This is a genomic window from Paraburkholderia sp. DD10 (assembly GCF_049177125.1).
Lineage (GTDB): Bacteria > Pseudomonadota > Gammaproteobacteria > Burkholderiales > Burkholderiaceae > Paraburkholderia > Paraburkholderia terricola.
In genome coordinates, this window is the sequence record NZ_CP185393.1 from 2,858,991 (window position 1) to 2,882,892 (window position 23,902).

Sequence of the window (23,902 nt, forward strand, 5' to 3'; positions counted from 1 at the left end):
ATACTCTCGTTCTGACTTGCATCTGCCGGCGCATCCGATCTGATTTCAGCGATCGGTCGACTGCGTGCGCGGCGCGGCAACGTGTTCGTGGTAGTGGATCCGCGGCGCGATACGCGCGCGCCGGCGGGTTGAATCCGATATTCGGCGGCCCGATCGCCGGATCGCCGGATTTGCGTGACTTCAGGCGGCTTCGCGCGGCGCCGGCGGCTCGACGTCTTCGGCGTCGCAAAAGGCCAGCACGTCGTCGACATATTGCGCAAACTCGCTGATCGCGTGGTCGCTTCCTTCGATCAGCGTAGTGCGTGCGCCGGGATAGTGCGCGAGCATTTCGCGGTAATCGAGCACCTCGTCGCCGGTGGCGGCCAGCAAATAATAGCGTTCGGGCCGCGTGATCGACGCCACGCCGAGCGCGCGCAACTCATCCAGATGATGCGGCTCGACAACGATGCTGCCGCCGCCGTGCCACAACGGCTGCTCGCCGAGATAGGCGCTCAGATCGCGCTGCGGCACGACCGCGGGGTTCAGCAAGACGGCGGGCCAGCCGTGCTTCTCCGCGAGATACGTGGCGAAATAGCCGCCGAGCGAACTGCCGATCAGCGTGACATGGTCGGGTTTCGCGGCAGCCACCAGCGATTCGGCGAGCGCGACCGTCTCGAGCGGCGAGACCGGCAGCATGGGGCAGCACCATTCGTCGCCGCGGCCCAGTTCGACGAGGCGCGCCGCCAGCACGCGCGCCTTGAACGAATTGGGCGACGAGCGGAAACCGTGCAGATAAAGGATCACGAAGCGCCTCGCGCTGAAAGTGCGTCGAGCAGCTTCTGATGCACGCCGCCGAAGCCGCCGTTGCTCATCACCAGAATCTGGTCGCCGGGGCGCGCCGCGCGGACCACCGCTTTCACCAGCGCGTCGAGATCGTCGAAGGCCTGCGCCTTGCCGCCGAGCGGCGCGAGCGCTTCGCCGAGGTTCCAGCCGAGCGCGTCGCGGCCGGACGGCGCGCCGTAGCCGAATACGAGGTCGGCGTCGGCAAGACTGGCCGGCAACTGCGCTTTCATCACGCCGAGCTTCATGGTGTTCGAGCGCGGCTCCAGCACCGCGAGAATCCGCGTGTTGTCGCGGCCGACGCGGGCGCGCAGACCGGCCACCGTGGTGTCGATCGCGGTGGGGTGATGCGCGAAGTCGTCGTAGACGGTCACGCCGTCGACGCTGCCGCGCACTTCCATGCGGCGCTTCACATTCCGAAAACTCGCCAGCGATTTCGCGGCTTGCGCCGGCGGCACGCCGACATGGCGCGCGGCGGCGATCGCGGCCAGCGCGTTCATGCGGTTGTGCTCGCCCTGCACCTGCCACTCGACCACGCCGACGCGCTCGCCGTTGTGATACACGGCGAAACGCTCGTCGACGGGCACGCCGTCTTCCGCAGGCAGGGTTTCCCAGCCGCCCTGCACGCCGAAACGCTCCACCTCGCTCCAGCAACCGCGGGTCAGCACCCGTTCGAGCGCGTCCTCGCGACCGTTCGTCACGACGCGGCCGATGCCCGGCACCGTGCGGATCAGGTGGTGGAACTGCGTTTCGATCGCCGCCAGATCCGGGAAGATGTCGGCATGATCGAATTCGAGGTTGTTCAGGATCGCGGTTTTCGGCCGGTAGTGAACAAACTTCGAGCGTTTGTCGAAGAACGCGGTGTCGTACTCGTCGGCTTCGATCACGAAGAAGCTCGAATCGGTCAAGCGCGCCGACACGCCGAAGTTGAGCGGCACGCCGCCGATCAGGAAACCGGGATTGAGGCCCGCGTCTTCGAGCAGCCAGGTCAGCATCGAGCTGGTGGTGGTCTTGCCATGCGTGCCGGCCACCGCCAGCACCCACTTGCCGTTCAGCACGTGCTCGCCGAGCCACTGCGGACCCGACACGTACGGCAGGCCGCGGTCGAGGATCGCTTCCATCAGCGGGTTGCCGCGCGAGACCACATTGCCGATCACGAACAGATCGGCGTTCAGGCCGTTCAATTGTTCCGCGTCGTAACCTTCGATCAGCCGAATGCCTTGCGCCTCGAGCTGCGTGCTCATGGGCGGATAGACGCCGGCGTCGCAGCCCGTCACGGTGTGACCCGCGCCGCGCGCGAGAACCGCGAGACCGCCCATGAACGTGCCGCAGATGCCGAGGATGTGGATGTGCATAAGCCTGTCGTGCCGCGCGGGCGTTTTTGCGAGGGATGGGATGCAGCGAAGCGGCCGGAACGACCGTCCGCAAAGGACGGTATTGTAACCGACCGCTTCCCTCCGCCCCACGGGCGCGCGCCCGCGCCGCCCGTCCAAAGGCCGGCGGCGGCTAGCCGGAAAGGCCTGTAATCAATCTCTAGTATGATTCAGAGATGGTCCGCAAATCACACTTCGATCCGCAGCGCGTGCGCGAGGAAATCGCCATCGCGGCTGCCCGGCTGATCGCCGAAGACGGTCTCGACTACGCCACGGCCAAGCGTAAGGCGGCGCGCCAAGTGGTCGGAGAGAGCCGTGTTGCCGGCGAATGGCTGCCGGATAACGACCAGATCGAGGAAGAAATCCGCGAATACCAGGCGCTCTTCCAGGGCGACAGCCAGCCGGCCCTACTGAGGCGGCTGCGCCATATCGCGGTGGACTGGATGGAGCGGCTTGCGCCGTTCAACCCTTATCTGACTGGCGCCGTACTCGGCGGCACGGCCGGCGAGCACTCGGATATCCACCTTCAGGTGTTCTGCGACAACCCGAAGGAAGTCGCGATCTACTTTTTGAACGCCAACATTCAGTACGACGTCTCGGAAACGCGGCATTTCGCCGGACGCGGCTACGTCGAAACATTGAGCTTCATGTGGCGCCCACCCGATGAAGGGCGCGACGCGGAGCCGGTCGGCATCCACGTCGCCTTATACGAAACCGACGATCTGCGCGGCGCCGTGCGCGCCGACGCGCGTGGCCGCACCGCCCGCGCCAATCTGCAAGCGGTCCAGACACTGCTCCAGAGCAGCGACATCCCTTCCTGACCCAAGACAGACGCAACATGAACATAAGACGTATCGTGGCCGGCGCGCTAGTCGCTATCGTGGCGGCCGGAGGCGGTGTGCTCGCCAATCATTGGCTGAACGGCAACGATGCCCAACTTTCGCAGTCTGCGCAGTCGAAACCCGGCGAGAGCGCCGTCACCCAGTTATGGAGCGCGCCCGTGACCGACGCGACGGGCAAGCCGCAATCGCTGGCCTTGTTCAAAGGGCAGCCGATCGTCGTCAACTTCTGGGCTTCCTGGTGCGGACCCTGCGTCGAGGAAATGCCGGCTCTTTCGCAGCTTCAGCGCGAATATGCGAAGAAAGGGATCCGCTTCGTCGGACTTGGCGTGGATTCGGAGAAGAACGTCCAGGCGTTCTTGCAGAAGGTCCAGGTCGCCTACCCCGTCTATGTGACGGGGTTCGGCGGCGCCGATCTCGCCCGCGCGTTCGGCAACACGGCGGGAGGCCTGCCCTTCACCGTCGTCATCGACGCGCAGGGCAACGTGCGGTCGTCAAAATTAGGACAAATCGACCCGCAGGCGCTGAAACAGACGCTTGACGCCCTCTAAAACTTACATTCCTTTAACACTCGGATAATCGCTGAAGGCACTCGTTTCGCCGAAAATCCCGCATTTTTGGCGGAAGTTGGCAGGCCCGCGCGATGATACGGCCGCTTGGCGACCGTGGCGTATATCGGCGAAACTAGACAAGTTTCTCTAATCAGCGCTAAAGTGCGCCCAATTCCACGGAAAAAGAAGCGACCATGACGCGACTGTTGGTACTGCACGGACCGAACCTCAACCTTCTCGGCACCCGGGAACCCGAGGTCTATGGTCGCGTGACCCTGCCGCAGATCGATCAGGCGCTGGCGGACCGCGCAGCGGACGCCGGCGTCGAACTGGCCTCATTCCAGAGCAATCACGAAGGCGCGCTGGTCGACCGCATCCAATCCGCCCGGACTGAACACACCGATTTCATCCTGATCAATCCCGCCGCGTACACGCATACGAGCGTGGCCATTCGGGACGCACTGGCGGGGGTCGGCATCCCGTTCGTCGAGATTCACCTGTCGAACGTGCATCGCCGAGAACCGTTCCGGCATCACTCGTATTTCTCCGACCAGGCTGAGGGCGTGATTTGCGGCCTCGGCTGGAAGGGATATCTATACGGGCTCGAATTCGCGCTCGACCGGCTCGCCGCCGGTTCATCGCGCGGCTGATTTCCAAACACATCTAATTTGCGCCGGCCGCACACGCGCCCGGCACTTCACGTATTAAAAGGGGCTCCTGATGGATCTACGTAAACTAAAAACTCTGATCGACCTCGTCTCGGAGTCCGGTATCTCCGAACTCGAAGTGACCGAGGGCGAAGGCAAGGTGCGCATCGTCAAGAATGCGCCGCCGGTTTACGTGCAGCCGTCCGCCTCGTACGCACCGCAATACGCACAGCCCGCGCCGCCCGCCGGCGAAGCGCCCGCCGCGACGGCTCCGGCCATTCCCGCAGCGGCCGCGCCGCAAGGCCACGTGGTGACCTCGCCGATGGTCGGCACGTTCTACCGCGCGCCGTCGCCGGGCGCCGATCCGTTCGTCCAGGTGGGCGACACGGTCAAGGAAGGCCAGACGATCTGCATCATCGAAGCGATGAAGCTGCTCAACGAAATCGAGTCGGACGCGTCCGGCGTGGTCAAGGAAATCCTCGTCGAAAACGGCCAGGCGGTCGAATACGGCCAACCGCTGTTCGTGGTCGGCTGACGCGGCACGCACTGCGCTCGCCGCCCGCGCGCCCGCTGTTCGAGGCGCGCGACCGATCCTCTGAGGCAGCCTGTGTCGTGAACGACCGGGCGCCCATTGATGAGTCGAAAACCCGCTATGTTTGAAAAAATCCTCATTGCCAACCGTGGCGAGATCGCGCTTCGTATCCAGCGCGCCTGCCGCGAACTCGGCGTCAAGACGGTCGTCGTCTATTCGGAAGCCGACAAGGAAGCCAAGTACGTGAAGCTCGCCGACGAGGCGGTCTGTATCGGCCCGGCGCCTTCGAATCTCAGCTACCTGAACATGCCGGCGCTGATCAGCGCAGCCGAAGTCACCGACGCCGAAGCGATTCACCCCGGCTACGGCTTCCTGTCGGAGAACGCCGACTTCGCCGAGCGTGTCGAGCAGTCCGGTTTCACCTTCATCGGCCCGCGCCCGGAAACCATCCGCATGATGGGCGACAAGGTCACGGCGAAGCAAACCATGATCAAGACCGGCGTGCCCTGCGTGCCGGGTTCTGAAGGCGCGTTGCCGGAAGATCCGAAAGAGATCGTGAAAATTGCCCGCCAGGTCGGCTATCCGGTCATCATCAAGGCCGCCGGCGGCGGCGGTGGCCGCGGCATGCGCGTGGTCCACACGGAAGCGGCGCTCGTCAACGCGGTCAACATGACGCGCGAGGAAGCCGGCCGTGCGTTCGGCAACCCGCAGGTCTACATGGAGAAATTCCTGGAGAACCCGCGGCACATCGAAATCCAGGTGTTGTCGGATTCGTTCAAGAACGCCGTATGGCTAGGCGAGCGCGATTGCTCGATGCAGCGCCGTCACCAGAAGGTGATCGAGGAAGCGCCGGCGCCGGGCATCGCGCGGCGCCTGATCGACCGCATCGGCGATCGTTGCGCGGACGCCTGCAAGAAGATGGGCTATCTTGGCGCGGGTACGTTCGAGTTCCTGTACGAAAACGGCGAGTTCTACTTCATCGAAATGAACACGCGGGTGCAGGTCGAGCATCCGGTGACCGAACTGATCACCGGCGTGGACATCGTGCAGGAACAGATCCGTATCGCGGCGGGCGAAAAACTCGCGTTCCGTCAGCGCGACATCGTGTTCAAGGGTCACGCGATCGAATGCCGGATCAACGCGGAAGATCCGTTCAAGTTCATTCCGTCGCCGGGACGTTTGACGTCGTGGCACATGCCGGGCGGTCCCGGCATCCGCGTCGATTCGCATGCGTACAACGGCTATTTCGTGCCGCCGAACTATGATTCGATGATCGGCAAGCTGATCGCTTACGGCGCGACGCGCGAGCAGGCGATCAAGCGGATGCGCATCGCGTTGTCGGAAATGGTGGTGGAAGGCATTCAGACCAACATCCCCCTGCACCGCGAGTTGATGCTGGATGCGAAGTTCGTCGAGGGCGGCACCAGCATCCATTACCTCGAAAACCGCCTGGCCGCGAAGCTGCAAGCCGCGCCGGAAGAAGCATAAGCCATGAGCTACCGGGAACTGATCGCCGAGCTGCCACGCGAGCACGCGGAGGAATTCTCCGACGCGCTGCTCGAGTTGGGCGCGCTGTCCGTATCGGTCGAGGACGCGGACGCCGACACGCCCGACGAACAGCCGCTGTTCGGCGAACCCGGTCTCACGCCGGATCGCTCGGCATGGCAGCGTTCGCGCGTGATCGCGCTGCTCGCGCCGGAACACGAGCCGGCGGTGCTGCTCACCGCCGCGGCGAACCAGTTGGGTTTGTCCCCGGCGCCGGCGTTCACCGTGCGCGAGGTCGAGGAACAGGATTGGGTGCGGCTCACACAGTCGCAATTCGATCCGATTCCGATCGGCCAACGTATCTGGGTCGTGCCGTCGTGGCACGACGCGCCGGACCCCGAAGCACTCGTGCTGGAACTCGATCCGGGCCTCGCGTTCGGCACGGGCAGCCATCCCACCACGCGTCTGTGCATGGAGTGGCTGGAGCAGTCGGTCGAGCCGGGGCAGTCCGTGCTCGACTACGGCTGCGGCTCGGGCATCCTCGCGATTCTCGCGAAGAAGTGCGGCGCCGATCCGGTGTACGGCATCGACATCGATCCGCAAGCGGTCGAGTCGGCCCGTCACAACAGCGAACGCAACCGCGCGGACGTCACCTACGGCCTGCCTGACGAATGTCCCACCGGCGAGTTCGATATCGTGGTCGCCAATATCCTGTCGAATCCGCTCAAGCTGATGGCCTCGATGCTCTCGTCGAAGGTCAAGCCGGGTGGCCGGATCGCGCTGTCGGGCATCCTCGCGCGGCAAGCGGACGAAGTGGCGCAGGTCTACGCGCGATGGATCGACATCGGCGTATGGCGCGAGCACGAAGGCTGGGTATGCCTAACGGGAACGCGCCGCGAAAGCCTTTAGAATAAGGGGTATTGTCCAACCAACGGCCTCCCCGGCTTATCGGCCCAATATGCTCCTGGCAACGCGCTGTCCCTTCTGCGAAACCGTTTTCCGCCTGCAACCGGCGCAGCTCGCGCTGCGTCGCGGCCTCGTGCGTTGCGGCAATTGCAATGAAGTCTTCGACGCGTCCAGCAGTCTGTTCGACATCACCGAAGGCGGGGACTTTTCCTCTGCCAAGCCGGTCGCCGCCGCCGCGGCGATCGAGGCGCTCTCCGGCGTGCGCCCCGAGCGGCTCGATTTCCGCGCGAGCAACTGGGACCCTCACGCGCCCTTTCTGGACGCCAAGGTCAACAACGGCCTGCCGTATGACGGGGGCAACGTGCCGCGTATGGCGGCTCTCGCCGGCGCGGCCGCGCCGCATCGTCACGTCACGGATGAACCGGAATTTCCGGCCGGCGCTTTCACCGCGCCGACGGCCGCCGACGACGAACCTATCCTCGCCGACGCGCCACTCGACCCCTTCGCGTACCCGGCCGAGCCGCCGGCGGCAGATGCGCCGCGCGTCTGGCACAAGACCGAGCGCGCGCCTGAACCTCCCGTCGAAGAACCGCTTGCCGGAGAGCCGGCTTTCTTTCGCGGCATCCCCGACAACGAGCCGCGTTTCGGCGCGAGCGGTGCCGGCGCGGCCGGCTTCGGTGCCGCCGACCCCGGAGCGGCGAGCGGCTTCGGCACAGCCGGTACAGCGCCGAGGGGGCCCGCCGCTGCTGCCAGCGGCGAACCGTTCTCCGTCCATCCGGTGAACGACGGCGTCGATCCGTTCCCCGTGGTGCGTGAAACGCGTCCCGCCGAACCGCGCCGTGTCGGCTGGATCATCGTCGGGTCGGTGCTGGCGGTGCTGTTGATCGTCGCGCTCCTCGCGCAACTCGCCTGGTGGCAGCGCGAAACCGTGCAGGTCTATTTCCCGAGTTCGCAAGCGCTCTACGTGAAGGCCTGCGCGCAACTCGGCTGCCAGGTGACGCCGCCGCACGACATCGACGGCTTGCAGGTCGAGCCGTCCGATCTTCGGCAGATCGACGGTCCGCACAAGCTCGAACTGAAGATGCCGCTGCGCAACCGCTTCAATGTCGCGTTGGCCTACCCGGCCATCGAACTCACGCTGCTCGACGATCAGAACAACGTGGCCATGCGCCGCGTACTGTGGCCGCAAGATTACGTCGCGCCCGGCACGCCGATCGCGGCCGGTCTGCCCGCGCACACCACGCAAACCATGATCGTGCGCCTCGACACGGGCAATGCGGTCGCTTCCAATTTCCGCGTACAGATTTTTTATCCGTAACGCATCCTCGCGCGCCCGGCTTCGACCGGGCGCGTTCACCGTCATTCCTGACGACTTTTCGGAGCACGACAACATGAGTCAAGTTACGCTGGGCGGCAACCCGATCGAAGTGGCCGGTACCTTTCCGTCGGTGGGCCAGAACGCCCCCGCCTTCTCGCTGGTCGGCAAGGATCTGAAGCCTGTGTCGCTCGCCGATTTCGCCGGCAAGCGCAAGGTGCTGAACATCGTGCCGAGCCTCGACACGCCGACCTGCGCCACCTCCACCCGCAAGTTCAACGAAGCGGCCGCCAAGCTGAGCAACACGGCGGTGATCGTGGTGTCGGGCGACCTGCCGTTCGCCGCATCGCGCTTCTGCACGACGGAAGGCATCGAGAACGTCGTCACGGCCTCCACGTTCCGCGGCCATGAGTTCGCGCAAGCCTATGGCGTCGACGTGACGAGCGGCCCGCTCGCGGGTCTGACGGCGCGCGCCGTGGTGGTGATCGACGAGAACGACAAGGTCGTGCACGCCGAATTGGTCGGCGAGATCAAGAACGAGCCGAACTACGATGCAGCACTCGCCGCGCTGAAGTAAAAACCTTCGCGCACGCACTCCGGCGCCGCGCTTCATGCGCGGCGCTGTCACATCGTCGCGCCTTTCTCTTCGTTGATTTTTACAGGAACGCTCGCCTTGGCTACGCTGATTTGCGGCTCGCTCGCCTACGACAACATCATGACCTTCGAGGGCCGTTTCCGGGAGCACATCCTGCCGGAGCAGGTCCACATCCTGAACGTGAGTTTTCTCGTGCCGACGATGCGCCGCGAGTTCGGCGGCTGCGCGGGCAACATCGCCTACTCGCTGAATCTGCTGGGCGGCGACGCGCGCATCATGGGCACGCTCGGCTCGGTGGATGGGCAACTCTACATGGACCGTTTCACGCAACTCGGCCTGTCGACGGAACACGTGCTGATGGTGCCCGACACCTATTCGGCGCAGGCGATGATCACCACCGACCTGGAAAACAATCAGATCACCGCGTTCCATCCCGGCGCGATGATGCAGTCGCATCTGAATCGCGCCGGCGAAGCGCCGGGCATCACGCTCGCCATCGTCGCGCCCGATGGCTACGACGGCATGGTCCAGCACTCGGAGCATCTGGCCGCGGCTGGCGTGCCGTTCATCTTCGATCCGGGCCAAGGTTTGCCGCTGTTCGACGGCCCGTCGCTGCGGCGCATGATTGAACTTGCTACTTATGTAGCTGTCAACGATTACGAAGCCAAACTGGTGAGCAACAAGACGAGCTGGTCGATCGAAGAAATGGCCGGCAAGGTCGAGGCGCTGATCGTCACGCTCGGCGAACACGGTGCGCAGATTCATCACGCCGGCGGCGTCGAAGAGATTCCGGCGGTCAAGGCACGGCAAGTGCTCGATCCCACAGGGTGCGGAGACGCATTCCGCGGCGGGTTGCTGTACGGCATCGAGAACAAGCTTGGCTGGGCCACCACCGGCCGTCTCGCGAGCCTGATGGGCGCGCTGAAGATCGAACACCAGGGCCCGCAAAACTACGCGCCCACTCGGGCGGAGATCAACGAACGGTTCGAGCAGGCGTTCGGATACGGCCTGCGGTAATACCGAGAGCTATTGGAGTTAGGGAATGAAAACAATGAGTCGCCTGGTGGTGGTCGCCTTGATCGCCGGTTCACTGGCCATGTCGGGGTGCGCATACAACAGCAGTTCCGCCGACGTCTACACCGCGTCGCAAGCGCAGCGTGAGGAAACGGTTCGCATGGGCACGGTCGACAGCGTCCGCGCGGTGAAGATCAGCTCGAACAACGGCCAGCCGAGCGGCTTGGGCGCGATCGGCGGCGGTGCCTTGGGCGCGGTGGCCGGCAGCGCGCTCGGCGGCGGCCGCGGCTCGATCGTGACGGGCATCATCGGCGGGCTGGCCGGTGCGGTGGCGGGCAATTCGGTCGAGAACGGCGTTGCCGTGCGCGACGGTCTCGAGATCACCGTGCGGCTCGACAACGGCGACATGCGCGCGATCACGCAAAGCGCCACCGGCGAAATCTTCCGCGCCGGCGACCGCGTGCGACTCCTCTCCAGCGGCGGCGTCACGCGCGTCACGCACTAGTTTCCCCTCTCGCGCGGCAGCGCTTTACGCGCCGCCGCGGCGACCTCACACGCATGCCCTCCCCTGTGCATGCGTTTTTTTTCGCCTGTCGATTGCATGCGGCATGAGATCCGCGAGCGAATCCTGGCATTGCTCGCACGCGGCGCAAAAAAAATCCCGTCGCCGGAAACCCGGCAACGGGACCCTGACCGAGTAGCGCTCGATCACACTGCGTTAAGCGCTACTCGATCATCGGACACATCATGCGACGTGTCGAAGTGCTTCTGCTCCTACCGCTTACGGACGGCTGCCCGTCGGGAACGGCCATGCCGCTGCCGGGTTCAGCGCGGTCTTCACCGTCGCCGCCGGTGCGCTCGAGACAGTAGTCGCAGCGGGTGCAGGCGCAGCCTTCTTGGCGACAGCCTTCTTCGCAGGCGCAGCCTTCTTGGCAGGAGCAGCGGCCTTCTTCGCGGCAGCCTTCTTGGCAGGCGCAGCCTTTTTAGCAGGCGCGGCCTTCTTGGCAGCAGCCTTCTTGGCGGGCGCAGCCTTCTTGGCAGCAGCCTTCTTAGCCGGTGCGGCCTTCTTTGCCGCAGCCTTCTTCGCCGGCGCCTTCTTTGCCGCAACCTTCTTTGCTGCAACCTTCTTCACAGCGGCCTTCTTCGCCGGCGCTGCCTTCTTGGCCGGCGCCTTCTTCGCTGCAACCTTCTTCACAGCGGCTTTCTTGGCGGCAACCTTCTTGGCCGGAGCAGCTTTCTTCGCTGCAACCTTCTTAGCCGGTGCCTTCTTCGCTGCAACCTTCTTCACAGCGACTTTCTTCGCCGCTACTTTCTTTGCCGGTGCGGCCTTCTTAGCCGGAGCAGCTTTCTTTGCTGCGACCTTCTTCGCTGCGGGCTTCTTAGCTGCGGCTTTTTTTGCAGTTGCCATCATTTTCTCCTTCAGGTTTTCAGATGAGAGTCAGTTCAAACTACACCCTTCGTCAAAACCCGCTTCCCGCGGACGCTTCTCAAGGCGCGCGCTACGAAGCGGGCTATTCATCGGCGTACGCAGGTGCTGCGCGCTTACGCTAATGAATGCGGTAAGGCGCGCCGTGCCCTTGGGCACCGCGCGCCAAATCTGGTCGGCACTGGATTCCAGCGCCGGCAATTGCTTGATCGAGCCGCCGGCGATCACGCCAACGGCTTTTTCCGGGGGGAAGTTTGCCCATCCCACTGAAGGGTTCGCAAAGTGCCGGTCATGTTCGTGGGCCGCGAAGGCACGCGGCGCACTGGGCACGCTTTGCATCAGGCGATTAAGCTCCTAAACATAAGTGCCGCGGCCTTGAGCCCACGGCATCCCCATCGATGAATACATCTGCGGCTCGAACCCGGATCACTCCCAGGTCAGCGCGCCGCCTGTTTGATATTCGATCACTCGCGTCTCGAAGAAGTTGCGTTCCTTCTTCAGGTCGATCATCTCGCTCATCCACGGGAACGGGTTTTCCTCGTTCGGGTACAGCGGATCGAGACCGATCTGCTGGCAACGACGGTTGCAGATGAAGCGCAGATAGCTCTTGAACATCGACGCATTGAGGCCGAGCACCCCGCGCGGCATCGTGTCTTCCGCGTAACGATATTCAAGTTCGACCGCTTGCTGGAAGATCTCGCGGATTTCCGCGCGGAACGCAGCCGTCCAGAGTTGCGGGTTTTCGAGTTTGATCTGGTTGATCAGGTCGATGCCGAAGTTGCAGTGCATCGACTCGTCGCGCAGGATGTATTGGTACTGTTCCGCCGCGCCGGTCATCTTGTTCTGGCGGCCGAGCGCCAGGATTTGCGTAAAGCCGACGTAGAAGAACAGACCTTCCATCACACAGGCGAACACGATCAGCGAGCGCAGCAGCGTCTGGTCCGCTTCGAGCGTGCCGGTCTTGAAGGCCGGGTCGGTCAGCGTGTGGATGAACGGAATCAGGAATTCGTCTTTCGCGCGGATCGAGGCAACCTCGTGATACGCGTTGAAGATTTCGCCCTCGTCGAGGCCCAGCGATTCGACGATGTACTGGTAAGCGTGCGTGTGGATCGCCTCTTCGAACGCCTGGCGCAGCAGGAACTGGCGGCATTCGGGCGCCGTGATGTGGCGGTAGGTGCCCAGCACGATGTTGTTGGCGGCGAGGGAATCCGCCGTCACGAAGAAGCCCAGGTTGCGCTTGACGATGCGGCGCTCGTCTTCGGTCAGCCCGTTCGGGTCTTTCCAGAGGGCGATGTCGCGCGACATGTTCACTTCTTGCGGCATCCAGTGGTTGGCGCAACCAGCCAGATACTTTTCCCAGGCCCACTTGTATTTGAACGGCACCAACTGATTGACGTCGGTCTGGCCGTTGATGATGCGCTTGTCGGCGACATTGACCCGCGCTTCGGAAGCGGCAGCCGTTCCGGCGGCGCGAGGAGCGGAAGCAACGGGAGCGACAGCGATGTCGTTCGCGAAGATGTCTTGAGCCGAGGGAGCGTGAGGAGCGGAACGCGTTCCGACTTGCGAACCGACAGCCGATCCCGCAGCGTTGCGCAACACGTTCTGTTGCGTAGCGCTCGAGGGAGTTACGGCAGTGATCTCGTCATCCCAGTTGAGCATAAATGTCACCATCAATTTAGAACGGTTTGTACCATCTTTTCACGAGCGATAAAAGCCTTCGCCGATGAAAAATCCTGTTTTCGATTCGCGTTGCTACGTTCATACAACACTTTGTTCGACACTGTGTGTGCGTCGCCTCATGTGAAGCGTGTTGAACGTGTGTCGTCGAGGTGCTTCGCGAGCTCGAAGAGCAACGTATCGAAGCCTCGTTTCGCTGCTCTATCTATCTGTATCGCGGAGTGTGCGTGGAGCATGTTGCGTTGCCGACTGCTGCCTCGCTCGCGGCTTCTGCATTTACCCGCGTTTGCCATTTCGTCAGTGGCGGCGAGGTGAAGTTCAATGCAAGGTCGAGCGATGCATCTGGCCGGCTGCGTTGCCTTGGCCTCATCGATCGAAGCGTTTGCCGAGCGCACTGTGCCGCGCGCTTCGTTGGTGCCGCCGACTGCCGACTGCTGATCTACCGCTTCACGGCCTCAGTCGCTTGCCGTGCTTCGCTGCTTTCGATGAACGACGCAGCTTCGATCTCAACCACCGCGCCGCTCATCTCATTCGCTTCTGCTTCACTTCCACCAGGTTCGCTGCTCGCTGCATGCGGGTCTGCATGCGGGTCATTACCTACACCCGTCAGCAAACAACGATCCTGCTATCCGCTTCGTGCTCGCCGGGTTGTTACTGGCAAGCCTCGCACTCGTCGAAGCCGGGGTCGCCCGGACGCATCATGCACACCGGACCATCCGCTTCCGGCGCGGCTTCAACCGCGACTGCCGGCACTGCGGGCGCGGCCGCTGCCGCCGCCTGGATGCCGCCGCCAGCAACGCCGCCGCTCACGCCGAAGCCACCCGCCGCGCCGCCGCCGATACCGCCCGTGCCTTCACCGCCACCCGAGGACACCGCGTTCAGCGCGCCGTGCGCCACCGTCGATTTTTCGACGTGCGTCGCCGCCATCGTGCGGAGGTAGTAGGTGGTCTTGAGACCGCGCACCCAGGCGAGCTTGTAGATCTCGTCGAGCTTCTTACCCGACGCGCCACCCATGTAGATGTTCAGCGACTGCGCCTGGTCGATCCACTTCTGACGACGCGAGGCCGCTTCGACCAGCCACACCGGATCGAGCTCGAACGCGGTCGCGTAGATCGCGCGCAGGTCGGCCGGGATACGGTCGATGCGCGAGAGCGTGCCGTCGAAATACTTCAGGTCGGCGACCATCACTTCGTCCCACAGGCCGCGTGCCTTCAGGTCGCGCACCAGGTAGTCGTTGACCACCGTGAATTCGCCTGACAGATTCGACTTCACGTACAGGTTCTGGAAAGTCGGCTCGATGCAAGCCGACACGCCGATGATGTTCGAGATCGTCGCCGTCGGGGCGATCGCGACGCAGTTCGAATTGCGCATGCCGTAGTTGGCGATGCGCTGGCGCAGTTCGGTCCAGTCCATCGACTCGCTCGAGTCGACTTCGACGTAGCCGCCGCGCGCTTCGGCCAACAGCTTGAGCGAGTCTTGCGGGAGGATGCCGCGATCCCACAGCGAGCCGCGGTAGCTGGAGTAACGGCCGCGCTCCTGCGCCAGTTCGGTCGACGCGTAGTAAGCGTAGTAGCAGACCGCTTCCATCGAGGTGTCGGCGAACTTGACCGCCTCGTCCGACGCGTACGGCGTGCGCAGCAGGTGCAGGCAGTCCTGGAAGCCCATGATGCCCAGGCCGACCGGACGGTGCTTCAGGTTCGAGTTACGCGCCTTGGCGACCGCGTAGTAATTGATGTCGATCACGTTGTCGAGCATGCGCATCGCCACGCTGACGGTGCGCTTGAGCTTGTCGTGGTCGAGCGCGAGCGTGCCGTCGGCTTGCTCCTTCAGGTGAGCGACGAGGTTCACCGAGCCCAGGTTGCAGACGGCGATTTCGGCGTCGCTGGTGTTGAGCGTGATTTCCGTGCACAGGTTCGACGAGTGGACCACGCCGACGTGCTGTTGCGGCGAGCGCACATTGCACGGATCCTTGAACGTGATCCACGGGTGGCCGGTCTCGAACAGCATGCCCAGCATCTTGCGCCACAGTTGCGCCGCCGGCAGCTTCTTGAACAGCTTGATCTCGCCGCGTGCGACCTTGTCTTCGTAAGCCGTGTAAGCCGTTTCGAATTCGGCGCCGAACTTGTCGTGCAGGTCCGGACAGGTGGACGGCGAGAACAGCGTCCAGTCGCCGCCTTCCATCACGCGCTTCATGAACAGGTCGGGAATCCAGTTCGCCGTGTTCATGTCGTGGGTGCGGCGGCGGTCGTCGCCGGTGTTCTTGCGCAGCTCGAGGAATTCCTCGATGTCCAGGTGCCACGTTTCCAGGTACGCGCACACCGCGCCCTTGCGCTTGCCGCCCTGGTTCACGGCCACCGCCGTGTCGTTGACCACCTTCAGGAAGGGAACCACGCCTTGCGACTTGCCGTTGGTGCCCTTGATGTGCGAGCCGAGCGCACGCACGCGCGTCCAGTCGTTGCCGAGGCCGCCGGCGAACTTCGAGAGCAGCGCGTTTTCCTTCAGCGCTTCGTAGATGCCGTCGAGGTCATCGTCCACCGTGGTGAGATAGCACGACGACAGTTGCGAGCGGCGGGTGCCCGAGTTGAACAAGGTCGGCGTGGACGACATGAAGTCGAAGCTCGACAGCACGTTGTAAAACTCGATCGCGCGCGCTTCGCGGTCGATCTCGTTCAGCGACAGCCCCATCGCGACACGCATAAAGAATGCCTGGGGCATTTCGATCCGCACGCCGTCGTGATGCAGGAAGTAGCGGTCGTACAGCGTCTGCAGACCGAGGTAGCCGAATTGCAGGTCGCGGTTGTTGTCGAGCGCGGCGCCGAGGCGCTTCAGATCGAACTGCAGCAGCTTGTCGTCGAGCAACTCGGCTTGCACGCCGCGCTTGATGAACTGCGGGAAGTACTCGGCGTAGCGCTCGCCCATTTCGGCTTGCGTGACTTCTTCCTCGAGGATCTCGCGGCGGATGGTGTGCAGCAGGATGCGAGCGGTGACCTGGCTGTAAGCCGGGTCTTTTTCGATCATCGTGCGCGCGGCCAGGATCGCCGAGTCGTACACCTGGCTCATCGGCACGCCGTCGTACAGATTCTTGACCGTCTCCGCGACGATCGGCTCGGCGCTCACGGCGTCGCCCAGATTCGCGCAAGCCGATTCGATGATGCCGCGCAGCGCAGCCATGTCGAGCGGATGCGTCACGCCGTTATCGGTGACGTTCAGACCCGGCGCGCCGCCGGCCACCTGTTCGTCATGACCGCGCGCCTGGGTGCGCTTCTCGCGATACAGCACGTAAGCACGCGCGACGTTGTGTTCGCCGCCGCGCATCAGCGCGAGTTCGACCTGATCCTGGATGTCCTCGATATGGAAGGTGCCGCCGTTCGGGCGGCTGCGCAGCAAGGCGCGCACGACGTTCTGCGTGAGCTGCTCGACCAGTTCGCGCACACGCGCCGACGCGGCGCCTTGACCACCGTTGACAGCCAGAAATGCCTTCGTCACGGCGATGGCGATTTTCGACGGCTCGAACGACACCACGCTGCCATTGCGGCGGATCACCTTGTAGTCGGCGTAGGTCGCTTGCGGCGCGAGCCCCTGGGCGCCTTGTGCCTGGCCGAATGCCTGGCCAGTCGGTGAACCCTCGTACCGGGTCGTCACGTTGTCGGTGGTTTGCATGTGCAAAGCTCCTGGTCCTGGAAATGTTGCGGCGAATGCCGCGGATTAAAACGAACGCTGCGCCGCCGCGTGCGCAAGCGATGGGGTGCAGGAAAAAGGCCGGCTGAGCCGGGTGGCGGGATGCGACAGCGATGAAGCCTGGTTCGAATTCGTAACGGTCTTCATCATGTGTGTCGCGATCACTTGCCACGCCCCTTTCCTGAGTGCTTCTGGATGCCGCCGGTGGTCTCTTCCGGCCGCGCCGCAGGAATTTTTATCGCTGCCTGGAATGCTTGCGGCGCCATGCTCGAAGAGCGGGGCGCCGCTGACTTATGCACCAGTTGTGCACCCGTTGTGCACTCGGTTATTCACATGGTTATGCACAAGAAAGCACAAGATATAGTGCAAAACCGAATTTCTGGCACCAAGTATAGTGGAGTTTCGGGACAGGTCAAATCGATTTATTTGCTCTCGAAGGGTTGACTTTCGCCTCGTCCGGCGCAAAGCCGTCTCCCCGGAGAACAAGGCGGCGCCTTGCTCTCGTCGCATCACGCGGTATCGCGCGAAGGGCCGTTACGGCGTTTTGGAAAACTTGAGATAGGGGAAATACTGAGCGGGAAGCGAAGTGTCGCGTTGCAGACGCCGCCAGTCGAAATGAGGACCTGGATCCGTCTTGCGGCCGGGGGCGATATCCGAGTGACCGGCAAGCGCCTCGATCGGATAGCGCGCCTTGAGCGCCTTCACAAGGGCGCCGAGCGTGCGGTATTGCGCCGCTTCGAAAGCAGTGGTGTCGCTGCCCTCGAGCTCGATGCCGATCGAGAAATCATTGCAACGCTCGCGGCCGAAAAAATTCGACGGCCCCGCGTGCCATGCACGCTCATTGCAAGAAACGTATTGCTCCAGCACCCCGTCGCGATGAATCACGAAATGCGCCGACACTCGCACGCCGCGCAGGTGCGTGTCGTAGTACGGATGGGCATCGCAGTCGAGCGTGTTCTGGAACAGTTCGGCGATCGCCGTCCCGCCGAACTCATTGGGCGGCAGGCTGATGTTGTGGACGACGATCAGCGTCGGCAACGCGCCTTCGGGCCGCGCTTCGAAATTCGGCGAGGGGCGTTTGCGTGCGGCGGCGACCCAACCGTCGGCGTCGACGGTGAACCCGACGCTCATCGAGCGTCGCGGCCCGTGGGTCGCGCGCCGTGGCGCCGCGCATGGGCGGCGCTGCAGAACGGCTGCCCCGCCACCACCACGGAATCGCTCTTCGGCGCATGCACGCCGCACTCGACACAGCGGATCATCGGCTCGGCGAGTTGGGGCTGAGCTTGCGCTTGCGCGGAGCCGGCCGAGCGCGCGCCGCCATGCGGACCCTTGGCGCCCGCGGCGCCGTTCGCGCCCGCGCGTTGCGATGTCTGCGCGTCATGACGGCGCAGCGCCTTCACCAGCCACTGGCCGACGATGAACAACATGATCAGCAGAAATATTTGTCGCATGGCACACGCTCACACTACGGCTCGGTGCAACAGCACCTCGAAAACAAAACGGCTGCCGACGTACGCCAGCAGCAGCGCGACGAACGAAGCCAGCACCCAGCGCAATGCCGCACGGCCGCGCCAGCCGGATACCTTGCGCGCGGTCAGCAGCGCGCCGAACATCACCCAGGAAAGAATCGCGAACACGGTTTTATGATCGAGGCTCAACGCGCGGTCGACCAGTTGCTCACTGAACACGATGCCCGAAATCAGCGTGAGTGTGAGCAGCACGAAGCCGGCGCCGATCAGGCGGAACAGCAGTTTTTCCAGCGTGAGCAGCGGCGGCAAGGTATCGAGCCAGCTCGACAACCAGCCGTTGCCGGCCGCGGCCCCATGCCGTTGCGATACGCCGCCGCGCATGGCGTGCAAACGCCGCTCCACCAGCAGCATCAGAATCGCGTGCAGCGCCGCGATCACGAACAATCCGTACGCGATGTTCGCGATCAGAAAGTGCAGCTTGAACATGGGCGCCGCGGAATACGGCAGCACGCGCACGCCGTTGAACGCCAGCGGCAACAACGACGCCACGCAGGCGAGCGGCAACACCAGCAGGCGCAAGCCGTCGAGCGGAAAGAAGAAACTCTCGATCCAGTAGATGCCGGCGCCGAGCCAGAACATCGCCGAAAGCGCGAACGCGAAACCGAACACCATCGCGTTCTGGGGAAAGATGGTGGTATGCAGCAACACGCCGTGCGCGAGCAGCGCGAGGAAAAGCAGCGCACGGCCCGGCGTGCTCATGCCCGAAGCGGCCGACACGCCCGCGGCAGCCGGCGCGCGTGGCACGGGCGGCACGCTCTCGAGCATGGGGCGCACGGCGGCGTGCCGGTGCGAGCGCCAGCCGGCCACGGCAAGGCCGCCGTAGAGAAGCGCAGTGAGGGCATACAGTACAATATCCATATTCGAAGTTTACACTAGGCCCCTACTCCGCGACGTCTTCCACTTCGCGCGCTGCGCGGGCCGCACTGCTCATCGCTCCCCATGCTCGACAATCTGACACAACGGATGGCGCGCGTCGTCAAGACGCTGCGCGGCGAAGCCCGGCTCACCGAGGCGAACACCCAGGAAATGCTGCGCGAAGTGCGCCTCGCGCTTCTCGAGGCGGACGTCGCGCTACCCGTCGTGCGCGAATTCATCGCCAAGGTGAAGGAGAAGGCGCTCGGCGAGGAAGTCATCAGCAGTCTGTCGCCGGGCCAGGCGCTCGTCGGCGTCGTGCAGCGCGAACTCACCGCGATCATCGGCGGCGACTATGAAGGCAAGGCGGTCGAACTGAACCTCGCCGTCACGCCGCCGGCCGTCATTTTGATGGCGGGTTTGCAAGGCGCCGGCAAGACGACCACGGTCGGCAAGCTCGCCAAACTGCTGCGCGAAAAGTACAAAAAGAAGGTGCTGACGGTTTCGTGCGACGTCTACCGTCCCGCTGCTATCGCGCAGTTGAAGACGGTGACCGAGCAGGTCGGTGCGGACTTCTTCCCGTCCGAACCGGATCAGAAACCGGTCGATATCGCGCGCGCCGCAGTGGACTGGGCCAAGCGCCACTATCACGACGTGCTGCTGGTCGACACGGCCGGCCGTCTCGGTATCGACGAAGCGATGATGCAGGAAATCACCGCGCTGCACAGCACGCTGAAACCCGCGGAAACACTGTTCGTGGTCGACGCGATGCTGGGTCAGGATGCGGTGAACACCGCCAAGGCCTTCAGCGATGCGCTGCCGCTCACCGGCGTCGTGCTCACCAAGCTCGACGGCGACTCGCGCGGCGGCGCGGCGCTCTCGGTGCGTCACGTCACGGGCAAGCCGATCAAGTTCGTCGGCGTCGCGGAGAAGCTCGACGGCCTCGAAATCTTCTACCCGGACCGCATGGCAAACCGGATTCTCGGCATGGGCGACATTCTCGCCCTCGTCGAGGAAGCGCAACGCGGCGTGGACGTGCAGGCCGCGCAAAAGCTCGCGGACAAGGTCAAGAAAGGCGGCGACTTCGACCTCAACGACTTCCGCGCGCAGCTCACGCAAATGAAGGGCATGGGCGGCCTGTCGTCGCTGATGGACAAACTGCCCGCGCAGTTCCAGCAAGCCGCCGCCGGCGCCGACATGAGCCAGGCCGAAAAGCAGATGCGCCGCATGGAAGGCATCATCAATTCCATGACGCCGCTGGAGCGCGCCAAACCCGATCTGATCAAGGCCACCCGCAAGCGCCGCATTGCCGCCGGCGCGGGCGTGCAGGTGCAGGAAGTCAACCGCATGCTGAACCAGTACGACCAGATGCGCACGATGATGAAGAAACTGAAGGGCGGCAACATGCAGAAGATGATGCGCGGCATGAAGGGCATGTTGCCCGGCATGCGCTAAGCTTTAGCAAGACGGCGGGCGCGCATGGCTCGGCGCATGAACAAGGGCACGCGCGGCCGACTCCGGTCCTTGCGGGTTTATTCCGTACCGCACGCCGCCGTCGCCCAAGGGGACATCCTTCGGGGCGTTCTCACCCACACTATGTATACAGTTACCGCCTGTCAGACGTCATGAACCGCGAAGAAGCTCTCCACATTTTCAGCCACTCCGAAGAAATCGTTTCGGCCGACGACGTCAACGCGTCGATCAGCGGCATGGCGGCCGCCATCCGCGACGAGATGAGCGAGGACTTTCCGCTCGTGCTGTCGGTGATGGGCGGCGCGGCGGTGTTCACCGGCATGCTGCTGCCGCACCTCGATTTCCCGCTCGAGTTCGACTACATCCACCTCACCCGCTACCGCAATACCACCAAAGGCGGCAGCGAGATGCAGTGGCGCGTGGCGCCGGCCGAGTCGGTGAAGGATCGCGTGGTGCTGGTGCTCGACGACATCCTCGACGAAGGCGAGACGATGGCCGCGATCCGCGACCGCATCCTCGAGATGGGCGCGAAGCGCTTCCTGAGCGCGGTGCTGTGCGAGAAGATCATTCCGAAGGCGAAGCCGCTGCGCCCGGATTACTGCGGTTTCGAAGTGCCGGACCGCTATGTGTTCGGCTGCGGGATGGACGCGAGAGGTTACTGGCGCAACCTGCCGACGATTCGAGCGCTGACCGACGGGGCTTGAGCCGTTGAACCGCCTTTGAGCGCGGGTGCGAAGCGATGTGAAAAAGCGGCCGACTGGCCGCTTTTTCTTTGCCGTGATTGGCCGAAGCGCCGTTCCGCTGCGTGCGGCCAATCTCCGCGCCGGGCCCGACTCATAAGTGATTCACGAAAGACCGGATGCCGCCGAGCATCATCTCGACCGAGATCGCCACCAGCACCAGGCCCATCAGGCGTTCGAAAGCCATCATCGCGCGCTCCCCAAGCCATGCCTCGATGCGCTCGGAGAGCATCAGCACGATCGCGCAGACGATCATCGTGACAGTCAGCGCACCGATCCACTCGAGCATCTTGCCGGGCGCCTGCGACGTCAGCAGCATCACGGTCGCCAGCGCCGAGGGGCCCGCCAGCGCCGGAATGGCAAGCGGCACGATCAACGGCTCGCCGCCGCGCACGTCGCCACCGAATGGGCCGTCCGGATGCGGAAACACCATTCTCAGCGCGATCAGGAACAACACGATGCCGCCGCCGATGCGCAGCGACTGGTCGGTCAGACTCATCATGCGCAGGAAGCGATCGCCGAGCACCATGAACACCAGCAGGATCGCGAAGGCGATCGCCACTTCACGGAGAACGACGATCGCGCGCCGCCTGGGCGCCACACCGCGCAGGCAACTGATGAAGATCGGAATGTTGCCGAGTGGATCGGTAATCAGGATGAGCAGGACGGTGGCGGACAGGAAGGTGTACTCCACTGTCCGCTCCGCTTAGCGCGCCAGGGCCGCGCGGACCTTCGCGATCACCGTTTGCGCGGCATCTTCGAGCGGCAACAGCGTCGCTTCGGCGTCGCGGCGGCCCTGGTATTCGAGCTTGCCGTCCTTCAGGCCACGGTCGCCGATCACCAGACGATGCGGCACGCCGATCAATTCCCAGTCGGCGAACATCACGCCGGGCCGCTCGCCGCGATCGTCGAGGATTACGTCGATGCCCGCTTCGACCAGCGTTGCATACAGCTTGTCGGCCTGCTCGCGCACGGCTTCGCTGCGGTCGTAGCCCATCGGGCACAGCACGACTTCGAACGGCGCGATCGATTCCGGCCAGATGATGCCCTTGTCGTCGAAATTCTGCTCGATCGCGGCGCCCAGGATACGCGTGATGCCGATACCGTAGCAGCCCATTTCCATCGGCTGCGGCTTGCCGGTTTCGTCGAGGCAGTTCGCGTTCATCGCTTCCGAATACTTCGTGCCGAGCTGGAACACGTGGCCGACTTCGATGCCGCGGCAAATGTCGAGCACGCCCTTGCCGTCCGGCGACGGGTCGCCCCTCTTGACGTTGCGAATGTCGGCGACGACCGGTTCCGGCAGATCGCGGCCCCAGTTCACGCCGGTGATGTGGTAGTCCACCTCGTTCGCGCCGACCACGAAGTCGCTCATGTTCGCCACGGTGCGATCCGCGACGACCTTGACCGGCTTCTTCGGATTGATCGGACCGAGGTAACCCGGCGGCGTGCCGAAGGTCGCGATGATCTCGGCTTCGGTCGCCATGCGGAACTCGGACAGACCCGGCAGGTTGCCCACCTTGATCTCGTTCAGATCGTGATCGCCGCGCAGCATCAGCAACCAGATGGTCGGCTCGGCGCCTTCGTTTTCGGTAGCGAGGACGATCGACTTGATCGTGCGTTCGAGCGGAATGTCCAGCAGTTCGGCGACGGCTTCGCACTTGGCTTTGCCCGGCGTCGCGGTCTTTTTCATCGCCTCGGCGGGCGCCGCGCGTTCGGCGTAGAGCGGCAATGCTTCGGCCGCTTCGACGTTCGCGGCGAACTCGGAGGTCGGGCAATAGGCGATCGCGTCTTCGCCGGTTTCCGCGATCACGTGGAATTCATGCGAGCCGCTGCCGCCGATCGAACCGTTGTCCGCCGCCACCGCGCGGAAATCCAGACCGAGACGCGTGAAGATGCGCACGTACGCGTCGTACATCTTGCGATACGTCTCACGCAGACCTGCCGCGTCCTTGTCGAACGAGTACGCGTCTTTCATGATGAATTCGCGGCCTCGCATCACGCCGAAACGCGGACGGATTTCGTCGCGGAACTTCGTTTGGATCTGATAGAAATTCACCGGCAACTGGCGATAGCTCTTGATCTGATTGCGCGCGATGTCGGTGATCACTTCCTCGTGCGTCGGTCCGAGCACGAAATCGGATTGCTTGCGGTCCTTGAAGCGCAGCAGCTCGGGGCCGTACTTTTCCCAGCGGCCCGATTCCTGCCAGAGTTCGGCCGGCTGCACCGAAGGCATCAGCAATTCGATCGCGTCCGCCCGGTTCATTTCTTCGCGCACGATGGCTTCCACCTTGCGGATCGAACGCAGGCCGACCGGCAGGTAGTTATAGATGCCGCCGGCGACGCGGCGGATCATGCCGGCGCGCACCATGAGCTTGTGGCTGACGATTTCGGCGTCGGCAGGCGCTTCTTTCAGGGTGCCGATAAAGAAACGGGAAGCTTTCATTCAGATTA

Annotated in this window: 24 protein-coding genes; 12 read left to right on the forward strand and 12 right to left on the reverse strand. The window is 63.8% G+C overall.

Annotated elements, in window-relative coordinates; translation table 11 throughout:
• Positions 1 to 180: 180 nt before the first annotated feature.
• Positions 181 to 783 carry a YqiA/YcfP family alpha/beta fold hydrolase gene (locus ACOCG7_RS28195; protein WP_073431237.1) on the reverse strand — a complete coding sequence of 201 codons (603 nt, stop codon included), beginning with the start codon at positions 781 to 783 and terminating at the stop codon, positions 181 to 183.
• Complete coding sequence (mpl, locus tag ACOCG7_RS28200) at positions 780 to 2,174, reverse strand: UDP-N-acetylmuramate:L-alanyl-gamma-D-glutamyl-meso-diaminopimelate ligase (RefSeq protein ID WP_083086506.1); 1,395 nt, start codon at positions 2,172 to 2,174, stop codon at positions 780 to 782. Before mpl ends, ACOCG7_RS28195 begins: the two co-directional genes overlap by 4 nt.
• Positions 2,175 to 2,368: 194 nt before the next feature.
• Between mpl and ACOCG7_RS28205 the strand changes: the two genes are divergently transcribed.
• The 10 genes from ACOCG7_RS28205 (at position 2,369) to ACOCG7_RS28250 (ending at position 10,581) form a co-directional block, all read left to right on the forward strand.
• A complete protein-coding gene (locus tag ACOCG7_RS28205) occupies positions 2,369 to 3,013 on the forward strand; it encodes a UDP-N-acetylmuramate--alanine ligase (RefSeq protein ID WP_083086505.1) in 645 nt (214 codons plus the stop codon).
• 17 nt (positions 3,014 to 3,030) lie between these two features.
• Positions 3,031 to 3,582 (forward strand): TlpA family protein disulfide reductase, encoded by a 552-nt coding sequence (locus ACOCG7_RS28210; protein ID WP_083086503.1) that lies wholly within the window; start codon positions 3,031 to 3,033, stop codon positions 3,580 to 3,582.
• A 194-nt stretch (positions 3,583 to 3,776) separates the two neighbouring features.
• Complete coding sequence (gene aroQ, locus ACOCG7_RS28215) at positions 3,777 to 4,232, forward strand: type II 3-dehydroquinate dehydratase (protein ID WP_073431241.1); 456 nt, start codon at positions 3,777 to 3,779, stop codon at positions 4,230 to 4,232.
• Between the two features lie 70 nt (positions 4,233 to 4,302).
• Positions 4,303 to 4,764 carry an acetyl-CoA carboxylase biotin carboxyl carrier protein gene (gene accB, locus ACOCG7_RS28220; RefSeq protein ID WP_083086501.1) on the forward strand — a complete coding sequence of 154 codons (462 nt, stop codon included), beginning with the start codon at positions 4,303 to 4,305 and terminating at the stop codon, positions 4,762 to 4,764.
• A gap of 117 nt (positions 4,765 to 4,881) precedes the next feature.
• A complete protein-coding gene (accC, locus tag ACOCG7_RS28225) occupies positions 4,882 to 6,249 on the forward strand; it encodes an acetyl-CoA carboxylase biotin carboxylase subunit (RefSeq protein ID WP_020071265.1) in 1,368 nt (455 codons plus the stop codon).
• A gap of 3 nt (positions 6,250 to 6,252) precedes the next feature.
• On the forward strand, positions 6,253 to 7,155 hold the full coding sequence (prmA, locus tag ACOCG7_RS28230) for a 50S ribosomal protein L11 methyltransferase (protein ID WP_083086500.1): 903 nt from the start codon (positions 6,253 to 6,255) through the stop codon (positions 7,153 to 7,155).
• 49 nt (positions 7,156 to 7,204) lie between these two features.
• Positions 7,205 to 8,470 (forward strand): zinc-ribbon and DUF3426 domain-containing protein, encoded by a 1,266-nt coding sequence (locus ACOCG7_RS28235; protein WP_083086498.1) that lies wholly within the window; start codon positions 7,205 to 7,207, stop codon positions 8,468 to 8,470.
• A gap of 73 nt (positions 8,471 to 8,543) precedes the next feature.
• Entirely contained in the window at positions 8,544 to 9,044 is a 501-nt protein-coding gene (tpx, locus tag ACOCG7_RS28240) for a thiol peroxidase (RefSeq protein ID WP_073431245.1), read from the forward strand.
• A gap of 96 nt (positions 9,045 to 9,140) precedes the next feature.
• Positions 9,141 to 10,079, forward strand: a complete 939-nt coding sequence (locus ACOCG7_RS28245) for a carbohydrate kinase family protein (protein ID WP_083086496.1) — start codon at positions 9,141 to 9,143, stop codon at positions 10,077 to 10,079.
• A gap of 25 nt (positions 10,080 to 10,104) precedes the next feature.
• Entirely contained in the window at positions 10,105 to 10,581 is a 477-nt protein-coding gene (locus ACOCG7_RS28250) for a glycine zipper 2TM domain-containing protein (RefSeq protein ID WP_073431247.1), read from the forward strand.
• Between the two features lie 276 nt (positions 10,582 to 10,857).
• On the opposite strand, the gene ACOCG7_RS28255 is transcribed toward ACOCG7_RS28250, so the two are convergent.
• The 8 genes from ACOCG7_RS28255 to ACOCG7_RS28290 all read right to left on the reverse strand — a co-directional run bounded on the left by ACOCG7_RS28255 (position 10,858) and on the right by ACOCG7_RS28290 (position 19,244).
• Positions 10,858 to 11,484 (reverse strand): histone H1-like DNA-binding protein, encoded by a 627-nt coding sequence (locus ACOCG7_RS28255; protein WP_073431248.1) that lies wholly within the window; start codon positions 11,482 to 11,484, stop codon positions 10,858 to 10,860.
• A 30-nt stretch (positions 11,485 to 11,514) separates the two neighbouring features.
• A complete protein-coding gene (locus ACOCG7_RS28260) occupies positions 11,515 to 11,841 on the reverse strand; it encodes a hypothetical protein (protein ID WP_073431249.1) in 327 nt (108 codons plus the stop codon).
• Between the two features lie 87 nt (positions 11,842 to 11,928).
• Entirely contained in the window at positions 11,929 to 13,161 is a 1,233-nt protein-coding gene (locus ACOCG7_RS28265) for a ribonucleotide-diphosphate reductase subunit beta (RefSeq protein WP_073431250.1), read from the reverse strand.
• A 457-nt stretch (positions 13,162 to 13,618) separates the two neighbouring features.
• On the reverse strand, positions 13,619 to 13,792 hold the full coding sequence (locus tag ACOCG7_RS28270; protein ID WP_227470951.1) for a hypothetical protein: 174 nt from the start codon (positions 13,790 to 13,792) through the stop codon (positions 13,619 to 13,621).
• 38 nt (positions 13,793 to 13,830) lie between these two features.
• Positions 13,831 to 16,839 (reverse strand): ribonucleoside-diphosphate reductase subunit alpha, encoded by a 3,009-nt coding sequence (locus tag ACOCG7_RS28275; RefSeq protein WP_083086494.1) that lies wholly within the window; start codon positions 16,837 to 16,839, stop codon positions 13,831 to 13,833.
• Positions 16,840 to 17,391: 552 nt separating this feature from the next.
• On the reverse strand, positions 17,392 to 17,988 hold the full coding sequence (ampD, locus tag ACOCG7_RS28280; RefSeq protein WP_083086492.1) for a 1,6-anhydro-N-acetylmuramyl-L-alanine amidase AmpD: 597 nt from the start codon (positions 17,986 to 17,988) through the stop codon (positions 17,392 to 17,394).
• Positions 17,985 to 18,308 (reverse strand): PP0621 family protein, encoded by a 324-nt coding sequence (locus ACOCG7_RS28285; RefSeq protein ID WP_083086490.1) that lies wholly within the window; start codon positions 18,306 to 18,308, stop codon positions 17,985 to 17,987. The genes ampD and ACOCG7_RS28285 overlap by 4 nt, the downstream gene beginning before the upstream one ends.
• A gap of 9 nt (positions 18,309 to 18,317) precedes the next feature.
• Positions 18,318 to 19,244 (reverse strand): cytochrome C assembly family protein, encoded by a 927-nt coding sequence (locus ACOCG7_RS28290; protein WP_073431254.1) that lies wholly within the window; start codon positions 19,242 to 19,244, stop codon positions 18,318 to 18,320.
• An 81-nt stretch (positions 19,245 to 19,325) separates the two neighbouring features.
• Between ACOCG7_RS28290 and ffh the strand changes: the two genes are divergently transcribed.
• Together ffh and ACOCG7_RS28300 are read left to right on the forward strand one after the other, a co-directional pair.
• Positions 19,326 to 20,693, forward strand: a complete 1,368-nt coding sequence (gene ffh, locus ACOCG7_RS28295) for a signal recognition particle protein (protein WP_073431255.1) — start codon at positions 19,326 to 19,328, stop codon at positions 20,691 to 20,693.
• A 170-nt stretch (positions 20,694 to 20,863) separates the two neighbouring features.
• Positions 20,864 to 21,415, forward strand: a complete 552-nt coding sequence (locus ACOCG7_RS28300) for a hypoxanthine-guanine phosphoribosyltransferase (RefSeq protein WP_073431256.1) — start codon at positions 20,864 to 20,866, stop codon at positions 21,413 to 21,415.
• Between the two features lie 130 nt (positions 21,416 to 21,545).
• Here the strand turns inward: ACOCG7_RS28300 and ACOCG7_RS28305 are convergent, their stop codons facing one another.
• Positions 21,546 to 22,145, reverse strand: coding sequence for a MarC family protein (locus ACOCG7_RS28305; protein ID WP_073431257.1), 600 nt, complete (start codon positions 22,143 to 22,145; stop codon positions 21,546 to 21,548).
• 12 nt (positions 22,146 to 22,157) lie between these two features.
• Entirely contained in the window at positions 22,158 to 23,894 is a 1,737-nt protein-coding gene (locus tag ACOCG7_RS28310; protein ID WP_083086489.1) for a proline--tRNA ligase, read from the reverse strand.
• Positions 23,895 to 23,902: the final 8 nt, after the last annotated feature.